Consider the following 8,600-nt stretch of genomic DNA (forward strand, 5'->3'; position numbering starts at 1 on the left):
GCGCGCCGAAGCCCGCTTGCAGGCACCGGGCTTGCTAGCATCGGACATGTCCTCCCTCGAACTCACCCTGCTGTACCTGCTGGCCGCAGTGCTGGGAGTGGTCGCCTGCCGCAGCCTGAAGCTGCCGCCGATGCTGGGCTACCTGGCCGCGGGCGTGCTGATCGGGCCGCATGCGCTGGCGCTGGCGCTGGCGCACGACTCAGAAGGCGTGCGCCACCTGGGCGAGTTTGGCGTGGTGTTCTTGATGTTCGCCATTGGCCTGGAGTTCAGCCTGCCCAAGCTGCGCGCCATGCGGCGCCATGTGTTCGGCCTGGGTCTGCTGCAGGTGGTGCTGACCATGGCGATCGCGGTGGCCGGCGCATTGCTGCTGGCGCGCCTGCTGCCACCGGCCTGGCATATCGGCTGGCAGACCGCCGTGGCGCTGGCTGGCGCCGTGGTCATGAGCAGCACCGCCATCGTGGTCAAGCTCATGGCCGAGCGGCTGGAACTGGAAAGCGAGCACGGCAAGCGGGTGATGGGCATTCTGCTGTTCCAGGATCTGGCGGTGGTGCCCTTGCTGGTGCTGATCCCGGCGCTGGGCTCCTCGCCCGAGGCGCTGCTGTCGGAGCTGGGCGTGGCCATGCTCAAGGCCACCGCGCTGGTGACCGTGCTGCTGGTGGGCGGGCAGCGCGTGATGCGCTGGTGGCTCACCATCGTGGCGCGGCGGCGCAGCGAGGAGCTGTTCATGCTCAACCTGCTGCTGATCGCGCTGGGCCTGTCCTGGCTGACCGAGCGCGCCGGGCTGTCGCTGGCGCTGGGCGCCTTCATTGCCGGCATGCTGGTGTCGGAGACCGAGTTCAAGCACCAGGTGGAGACCGACATCCGCCCCTTCCACGATGTGCTGCTGGGCCTGTTCTTCATCACCATCGGCATGATGCTGGACTGGCACATCGTGCTGGAGCGCTGGGGCCTGGTGCTGTTGCTGCTGGTAGCGCCGCTGCTGCTGAAAGTTGGCCTGATCACGCTGCTGGCGCGCGGCCTGGGCGCGACCACAGGCGTGTCGCTGCGCACCGGCCTGTACCTGGCGCAGGCGGGGGAATTTGGCTTTGTGCTGCTGTCTCTGGCGCAGGAGCGCGGGCTGGTGTCGCCGGCGCTGCTGAACCCGGTGCTGGCGGCCATGGTGCTGTCGATGCTGGCCACGCCCTTCATCATCATGTACAGCAACCGCATCGTGATGAAGCTGGTGGCCAGCGAATGGCTGCAGCAGTCGCTGCAGATGACCAGCATTGCGCGCAAGTCGATCAACGCCAACCGGCACGTCATCATCTGCGGCTACGGCCGCTGCGGCCAGAACCTGGCGCGCATGCTGGAGCGCGAGGGCATTGCCTCGATCGCACTGGACCTGGACCCGGATCGCGTGCGCCAGGCCAGCGCGGCGGGCGATTCCGTGGTGTTTGGCGACGCCGCGCGGCTGCAGGCCTTGATGGCTGCCGGCCTGGCGCGCGCCAGCGCGCTGGTCATCACCTACCTCGACCTGCCGGGCGCGCTGCGCATCCTGGAGCACGCGCGCACCCATGCGCCGCAGGTGCCGGTGATCGTGCGCACGCAGGACGACCGCGACCTAGAGAAGCTGCAGCGCGCCGGCGCCACCGAGGTGGTGCCCGAAGCGATCGAGGGCTCGCTGATGCTGGCCAGCCATGCGTTGGCGCTGGTCGGCGTGCCGATGCGGCGCGTGATCCGGGTGGTGCAGGACCAGCGTGACGCGCGCTACGACCTGCTGCGCGGCTACTTCCACGGCGCCGACGATCCGGAGCAGCGTGATGCAGAAACCGAACGTCTGGAGCCGCTCACCCTGCCTGCCGGCGTGCAGGCCATAGGCCGCGCGCTGGGCACGCTGGCGCTGGACACGGTGGGCGCGCGCGTGGTCGGGGTGCGGCGCGCCAGCGGCCACAGCGTGGTGCCAGACCCGGGCGTGGAAGTGCAGGCCGGCGATACCCTGGTGCTGTCGGGCCGGCCAACCGCGCTGGCGCTGGCCGAGGCACTGCTGCTGCGCAAATAGGCAGGCCGGCGCGGGCGGCACAATGCACGTCCTTCAAGACTGCTCCAGCTCCCCGCGCCATGCTCGATCTCTCCGTCCACGATTACCTGAAGCAGCACATCCGTACCGTGCCCGACTGGCCCGCGCCGGGCGTGCAGTTTCGCGACATCACGCCGCTGCTGCAGGACCCGAAGGTGTTCCGGGTGCTGATCGACGCCTTCGTGCACCGCTACATGGACCGCGCCATGCGGCCCGATGTGGTCGCAGGCTTGGACGCGCGCGGCTTCATCCTGGGCGCGGTGATCGCCTATGAGCTGGGCGTGGGCTTTGTGCCGATCCGCAAGAAAGGCAAGCTGCCCTTCACCACGGTGGAAGAAACCTACGAGCTGGAATACGGCAGCGCCACGGTCGAGCTGCATGCCGATGCGGTCAAGCCCGGTGACCGCGTGCTGCTGGTGGATGACCTGATCGCCACCGGCGGCACCATGATGGCCGGCAAGAAGCTGCTGGAGCGCCTGGGCGCCACGGTAGTGGAAGGCACCGCCATCGTCGACCTGCCCGAACTAGGCGGCTCCGACCGCCTGCGCGAGTCAGGCCTGCCCCTGTTCACGCTGGTCGACTTCTCCGGCCACTAAGAACGTGTTTACGATCTCTATGGGGTCGCGCAAGTGTCTTTGCGGGATGGGATGCAAGGCGCGGTGCGCAGCCAATAGCACGGCTATTGGCAAGCGCCGCAACGCCGCAGACCGCCCGCAAAGACACTTGCCCTTCGGGTTGGAGTGAAATCGGGCGATTGAGCGCCCCGGCCCCTTGCATGGGCATTAGCCCATGCGGCGGGATCCGGGCCACCCACTCATCCCGATTGCACTCCAACGCGATCCCCATACAGATCGCAAACACGTTCTAAGCAAAGCCAGCGCGCGCCAAACCCAAGGATGCCGTGGAACCGGCTTTGCCGGGCCACAGGCACGCCCCCGGAAGGGGTTGGCGGCCACACGAAGTGGGCAAGCCTGGGGGTGAACTCAAACCGCCGCGACGCGCCGCCGCCGATTCGCCAGGCGCTTGGCCAGCACCGCACCTGCCGCCAGCAGCAGGTTCACCGCGATCTCTGGCTGCCGGTGCGTGAGCTCGGTGAAGCGCAGCGGCGACAGGCCCCAGAGCCGGCATTCACTGCCGGCCTGCGCCGTGGCGCTGCGCGGCCGGTGCGAGAAGAAGGCGCTTTCCCCCAGCAGCGAGCCCGCGCCGACGATCGCCAGCCGCAGGCGGCCGGCATGGTCTTGGGCGTGCACGCTCAGGCTGCCTTGCTCCACGAAGTACAGGGTGCGGTCGTCCGAGCCTTCGGCAAACAGGGTCTGGCCCTGCGCCAAGTGGCAGGGCTGCAGGTAAGGGGCGAGCGTCTGCCACTGAGACGGCGAGAGCTTGTCGGCGAGAACGTCCTCGCCCTGGGCCAGGGCGATGGCGTCAATCAGGCCTTGCAACAAAGCGCTGGAGGAGCCTAGGGCGGCGGTGATGGATCCTTGCATGGTGCGCGAACATAGCCATGGCGGTCGCCGACCACAAGAGCCATTACTGCGAGTTACAGATGACCGCCTGCCGGTGCCGCCCGCAAGCCGGGCGGTTGGCGCTCAGGCGTAGACGTCGATCGTTTCGCCCAGCCCGGGCGGATTGGACTTCTTGCGCTCTGCCTCGGTCGTGCTGGCGGCAGCAGCGGCAGGCTCCGTCTTGTTGTGCTTTTCGGCCTTGGCCGCAGCGGCCTGCTGCTGGGCCTGCTGCAGCGCCGCGATCTGCTGCTGGATGGCCTGGATCTGCGCCTGCAACAGTTTTTGCTCTTGCTGCTTGGCCTCGGCCGTGCCGCCCGAAGAGGTGGCGGAGGCCTTGAGCTTGGCGGTCAGCTCCTTCAGTTGCGCCTGCAACTTGGCGATCTGGCTGGCGCTACCGCCCGAGGAGGCGGTGCTGGCGGAAGAAGTGCTGGTGATCTGCATGGTGGGCTCCCGGCGATGGGTGGTGTCTCGCTATTTCGGCAGCCGGCGGCGAAAACCGAGGGGCACTTTGCATGTGCTTGGTAAAGACGCCCGCTATTTGCCAATGCAGAAGCGCGAAAAGATCACGCCCAGCAGGTCGTCCGAGCTGAATTCGCCGGTGATGCTGTTGAGCGCGTTCTGCGCCAGGCGCAGTTCCTCGGCCAGCAGGTCGAGCGCGCCGGCCTGGGCCGCAAGGTGCGCCGCTGCCTCCATCAGGTGGCCGTCGACCTGGCGCAGCGCCTGCACGTGGCGTTCGCGCGCCAGATACAGGCCTTCGGGCGCCGACTGCCAGCCGGCGATCTCCAGCAGGCGGCGGCGCAGTGCCTCCAGGCCGGCGCCGGTGCGGGCCGACAGCGCCATGCCGCCGGCCGGCAGCGCGGCTTCTGCGCCAGCGGCGTCGAGCTTGTTCCACAGGTCCAGCACCGGCACGTTTTTTGAGAGTTTTTGGGCCATAGCCGAGGCCACGCCTCGGTCACCCGCTATGTATTCAGGAGCATTGGCGCGCGTCAGGTCGTGCAGGAAGAGCACGGCGTCGGCGGCGGCGATCTCGTCCCAGGCGCGGGCGATGCCGATCTTCTCGACCTCGTCCTCGCTCTCGCGCAGGCCGGCGGTGTCGATCACGTGCACCGGCACGCCCTCGATCTGGATGGTTTGCGCCACCTTGTCGCGCGTGGTGCCGGGGATGGGCGTGACGATGGCCAGCTCGGCCCCGGCCAGGGCATTGAGCAGCGAAGACTTGCCGGCATTGGGCTGGCCGGCAATCACCACGGTGATGCCTTCGCGCAGCAACGCCCCCTGGCGCGCGCGCTGCAGCACCTGGACCAGCATTTGCTGCAATTTTGATAGCTGACCGTCGGCGTCTGCCTTGCGCAGGAAGTCGATTTCTTCTTCAGGAAAGTCGAGCGTGGCCTCGACCAGCATGCGCAGGTGGATCAGCGCCTCGCGCAGCGTGGCGATCTCGGCCGAGAAGGCGCCGGCCAGCGAGCGGCCGGCGCTGCGCGCGGCGGCCTCGGTGCTGGCGTCGATCAGGTCGGCCACGGCCTCGGCCTGGGCCAGGTCGAGCTTGTCGTTGAGGAAGGCGCGCTCGGTGAATTCCCCCGGGCGCGCCAGGCGCAGGCCGGCCAAGCGCGGCTGGCCGCTGGCCGGGTCGCGCTCGGCCGCGGCCTCCAGGCAGCGCGCCAACAGCAGTTGCAGCACCACCGGGCCTCCGTGGGCCTGCAGCTCCAGCACATGCTCGCCGGTGTAGGAATGCGGCGCGGCAAAGCGCAGCGCAATGCCCTGGTCGATGGGCTGGCCAGCGGCGTCGCGAAAGGGCGCGTAGCAGGCCTCGCGCGCGGGCAGGGCACGGCCGCACAGCGCCAGCGCCAGGGCAGACAAATCGGCGCCGCTGCTGACGCGCACGATGCCCACGCCGCCGCGGCCGGGGGCGGTGGCGATGGCGGCGATCGGGGCGTGGTGGTGTGCGGGCATGGGGCGATTCTCACTGAAAGTAAAGGGCCCCCACGCTCCCCGCTTCGCGTGGTTCGCGCCCCCCGAGGGGGCACCTTTCATCTTGGGGCGGCCCGGCGATGAAAGAAAAAGGCCGCCAGACCTTTCGGTCGGCGGCCTGGTCGGGCGCTGCGGCTTACTTGAACTTCGGCAGGTTGAACTGCGGCGGCACGCCCATGCGGGTGTTGATGATCCACTGCTGCGCGATGGACAGGATGTTGTTCGTGATCCAGTACAGCACCAGGCCGGACGGGAAGAAGAAGAACATCACGCTGAAGGCCAGCGGCATGATCCACATCAGCTTGGCCTGCATCGGGTCTGGTGGCGCGGGGTTGAGCGCGGTTTGCAGCAGGCTGGTCAGGGTCATCAGCAGCGGCAGGATGAAGAACGGATCGGGCGCCGACAAATCATGGATCCACATGATCCAGGGCGCGCCGCGCATTTCCACGCTGGACAGCAGCACCCAGTAGAGCGAGATGAAGAACGGGATCTGGATCACGATGGGGAAGCAGCCGCCCATGGGGTTGACCTTCTCCTCGCGGTAGATGCGCATCATCTCCTTCTGCATCTCTTGCGGCTTGTCCTTCAGGCGCTCACGCATGGCCATGATCTTGGGGTTGATGGCCTTCATCTTGGCCATGCTGGAATAGGCCTTGGCGTTGAGCCAGTAGAAGGCCGCCTTCAGCAGCAGCACCAGCGCGACGATGGACCAGCCCCAGTTGCCGATGAAGCCATGCAGCTTGTCCAGCAGCCAGTACAGCGGCTTGGCCAGGATGGTGAGCCAGCCGTAGTCCTTCACCAGCTCCAGGCCGGGCGAGAGGGCTTCGAGCTTCTTCTCTTCCTGCGGGCCGGCGTAGAAGGTGGCGTCGATGGTCTTGCTGGCGCCGGGGGCGAGCGTGCCGATCGGCGTGATCATGCCGACCGCATACAGGTTGGAGTCGACCTTGCGCATGAACAGGTCGCGCTGGATGCCGTCGGGCAGCACCCAGGCGGTGGCGAAGTAGTGCTGCACCATGGCTACGTAGCCGTTGGTGGCCTGCTTTTCGATGTCGACCTTGTTCTCTTCGATCTTCTTGAAGTCGACCTTCTGGTACTTCTTGGCTTCGGTATAGACCGCCGGGCCGGTGAAGGTGGAATAGAACGAGGATTCACCCGGCGGCTTGTTGCCGTCGCGCACCAGTTGCAGGTAGAGCTGCGGCGACACCGGGGTGCTGCCGTCGTTGATGACCTCTTGCTTGACGTCGATGGCGTAGCTGCCGCGGGTCAGCGTGTAGGTCTTGCGCAGCTTCACGCCACCGACATCGCCGGATTCGAAGCGCACCGCCAGCGTGCTGTCGCCATCGGCCAGGCTCAGCGGGCCGGGCAGCAGGGTCATGGGCGTCTTGTGCGTGGGGAAGTCGCCGCCGATCAGGCCGCTTTGCGCCACGTAGACGCGGTTCGGGCTTTCATCGAGCAGCGTGAACTTCTCGTCGTGGTGCTCGAAGTCGGTGTGCAGCAGCAGCTCGCCCTGCACCAGCGTGCCGCCGGCGCTGTCGAAGACCAGGCGGAACACATCGGTGCGCACTTCGGTGCGCTGGCTCGGCGCGCTGGCGAGCGTCGGCGGCAGCGTGCTGCCGGGCGTGGCCGCAGCACCGTTGCCGGACGCCGTCGGCACCGACGAGGCGCCAGCCTGGCCCACCGGCGCCGCCGGAGCGGGGCTGGTCGCGGCCGGTGCGGCCGCGCTCGGGAAGAAAGTGGCCTGGTGCCCGTTGTGGATCTGCCACTTGTCCCACAGCAGCACCATGGAAAAGCCAAATATCACCCAGAGGATGGTGCGACGGATGTCGTTCATGAAGGAGTCTTCTTTTGGGAGGAAGTGAAGCACGGGCCAGAGAACAGGCGCGGCGGTGCGTCGGGCACCGGGTCGCAGCCGCCCTCGCACCAGGGCTGGCAGCGGGCGATGCGCTTGAGCGTCAGGTAGCTGCCGGCAGCCGCGCCGTGGCGCTCCAGCGCCTCCAGCGAATAGGCCGAGCAGGTCGGTTCGAAACGGCAGGCATTGCCCAGCCAGGGGCTCAGCAGCAAGCGGTAGCCGCGCACCGCAGCCATGAGCAGGCGGCGCATCATGCCGCCGCCGCTTCTGCCTGCGGCGCCCGGGCAATGCGGCCAAGCAACTGCTGCAGCTCGGCCCGCACCGCGCGCTTCAGGGCGTCGGAGCTGGCGCTGACGAACTGGGCACGGTCAAACGTGCTGCGCAGGCGCACCACGTAAGCCGCGCGCGGCAGACGGCCGCCGGTGTCGCCACCGACGGTGTAGATCTGGCGCTTGATCGCGTTGCGCGTGACCGCGCGGCGCGCCCAGCGCTTGGGCACGAGCGCGCCCAGCCAGACGTCGTCCAGCGGAGCAAACAGGGGAGTTGCGGGCGTGTCGCCGCCCACCGGCAAGCCGGCGTTGAGCACCAGACGGTGCAACGCGAAATGCGGAGTGCGGGAGACGATGCCGCCGGCCAACACGGCCTGGAACTGCGGGCGGGTCTTCAGACGCTGCACGCAGTCATCCTTGCCAAACGGGCGGGCGGATACATGCGGCATCGGGAGATGCGAGACGCACCGGCAGTGGACCGGGGGGCTTGGAGCCAGGGGAGAACAGGGGGAAAAATCTCAGCGAGCGGCTCAGCCAGGCCAAGCCGCGCAGCAGATTTATCCGCTCGTCCTCAGACGGCGAGGCGCTTGCGGCCCTTGGCGCGGCGCGCATTGATGACGGCGCGGCCGCCACGGGTCTTCATGCGAACGAGGAAACCGTGGGTGCGGGCACGACGGATCTTGGACGGTTGGTAGGTACGCTTCATGGCAAATTCCTTGGGAAAGCTCGGGGTTTCAGTGGTATGGCCCCTGAACGCTTTTCAGGGAAACCGATGATTATCACCAACTTGACGGCTTCTGGCAATGCATGGGCCTGGGCGGCGGTAGGATACAAGCTGGCTACAAGTTCTGGACAAGCTTGTGGACAAGGTCTTGATAATTTAGAATCCGCCGCTTTCGCCCCCGTGCCTATCCACACCGGCACCGCCTCTCCCAACCCCTCCTTATTACTCCTAC

At 67.5% G+C, this 8,600-nt stretch carries 9 protein-coding genes; 2 read left to right on the forward strand and 7 right to left on the reverse strand.

Annotated features, from left to right (window positions below):
- Window positions 1-46 precede the first annotated feature (46 nt).
- The gene (locus AAFF27_27135; GenBank protein XAH23600.1) at window positions 47-2,038 is read left to right on the forward strand and encodes a cation:proton antiporter; all 1,992 of its coding nucleotides are present in this window, start codon (window positions 47-49) and stop codon (window positions 2,036-2,038) included.
- Window positions 2,039-2,097: 59 nt separating this feature from the next.
- Entirely contained in the window at window positions 2,098-2,652 is a 555-nt protein-coding gene (locus tag AAFF27_27140) for an adenine phosphoribosyltransferase (protein XAH23601.1), read from the forward strand.
- 387 nt (window positions 2,653-3,039) lie between these two features.
- Here the strand turns inward: AAFF27_27140 and AAFF27_27145 are convergent, their stop codons facing one another.
- From AAFF27_27145 to rpmH, 7 genes are all read right to left on the reverse strand, one after another.
- A complete protein-coding gene (locus AAFF27_27145) occupies window positions 3,040-3,540 on the reverse strand; it encodes a cyclic nucleotide-binding domain-containing protein (GenBank protein XAH23602.1) in 501 nt (166 codons plus the stop codon).
- A 102-nt stretch (window positions 3,541-3,642) separates the two neighbouring features.
- Window positions 3,643-3,999: a FlxA-like family protein gene (locus tag AAFF27_27150; protein XAH23603.1), complete on the reverse strand. Its 357-nt coding sequence runs from the start codon at window positions 3,997-3,999 to the stop codon at window positions 3,643-3,645.
- Between the two features lie 93 nt (window positions 4,000-4,092).
- Window positions 4,093-5,508 carry a tRNA uridine-5-carboxymethylaminomethyl(34) synthesis GTPase MnmE gene (gene mnmE / locus AAFF27_27155; GenBank protein XAH23604.1) on the reverse strand — a complete coding sequence of 472 codons (1,416 nt, stop codon included), beginning with the start codon at window positions 5,506-5,508 and terminating at the stop codon, window positions 4,093-4,095.
- Window positions 5,509-5,662: 154 nt separating this feature from the next.
- A complete protein-coding gene (gene yidC, locus AAFF27_27160) occupies window positions 5,663-7,357 on the reverse strand; it encodes a membrane protein insertase YidC (protein XAH23605.1) in 1,695 nt (564 codons plus the stop codon).
- Window positions 7,354-7,629: a membrane protein insertion efficiency factor YidD gene (gene yidD, locus AAFF27_27165; protein ID XAH23606.1), complete on the reverse strand. Its 276-nt coding sequence runs from the start codon at window positions 7,627-7,629 to the stop codon at window positions 7,354-7,356. The genes yidC and yidD overlap by 4 nt, the downstream gene beginning before the upstream one ends.
- Window positions 7,626-8,051, reverse strand: coding sequence for a ribonuclease P protein component (locus AAFF27_27170; protein ID XAH26343.1), 426 nt, complete (start codon window positions 8,049-8,051; stop codon window positions 7,626-7,628). Before AAFF27_27170 ends, yidD begins: the two co-directional genes overlap by 4 nt.
- A gap of 164 nt (window positions 8,052-8,215) precedes the next feature.
- Window positions 8,216-8,350 carry a 50S ribosomal protein L34 gene (gene rpmH, locus AAFF27_27175; GenBank protein ID XAH23607.1) on the reverse strand — a complete coding sequence of 45 codons (135 nt, stop codon included), beginning with the start codon at window positions 8,348-8,350 and terminating at the stop codon, window positions 8,216-8,218.
- Between the last annotated feature and the right edge of the window lie 250 nt (window positions 8,351-8,600).

It is taken from the genome of Xylophilus sp. GW821-FHT01B05, assembly GCA_038961845.1.
GTDB lineage: Bacteria > Pseudomonadota > Gammaproteobacteria > Burkholderiales > Burkholderiaceae_C > Xylophilus.

Bases quoted from the DNA above. Each gene is read 5' to 3' on its own strand.
- rpmH (XAH23607.1), bottom strand. From the start codon at position 8,350: ATGAAGCGTACCTACCAACCGTCCAAGATCCGTCGTGCCCGCACCCAC.
- mnmE (XAH23604.1), bottom strand. From the start codon at position 5,508: ATGCCCGCACACCACCACGCCCCGATCGCCGCCATCGCCACCGCCCCC.
- AAFF27_27145 (XAH23602.1), bottom strand. From the start codon at position 3,540: ATGCAAGGATCCATCACCGCCGCCCTAGGCTCCTCCAGCGCTTTGTTG.
- yidD (XAH23606.1), bottom strand. From the start codon at position 7,629: ATGATGCGCCGCCTGCTCATGGCTGCGGTGCGCGGCTACCGCTTGCTG.
- yidC (XAH23605.1), bottom strand. From the start codon at position 7,357: ATGAACGACATCCGTCGCACCATCCTCTGGGTGATATTTGGCTTTTCC.
- AAFF27_27150 (XAH23603.1), bottom strand. From the start codon at position 3,999: ATGCAGATCACCAGCACTTCTTCCGCCAGCACCGCCTCCTCGGGCGGT.
- AAFF27_27140 (XAH23601.1), top strand. From the start codon at position 2,098: ATGCTCGATCTCTCCGTCCACGATTACCTGAAGCAGCACATCCGTACC.
- AAFF27_27135 (XAH23600.1), top strand. From the start codon at position 47: ATGTCCTCCCTCGAACTCACCCTGCTGTACCTGCTGGCCGCAGTGCTG.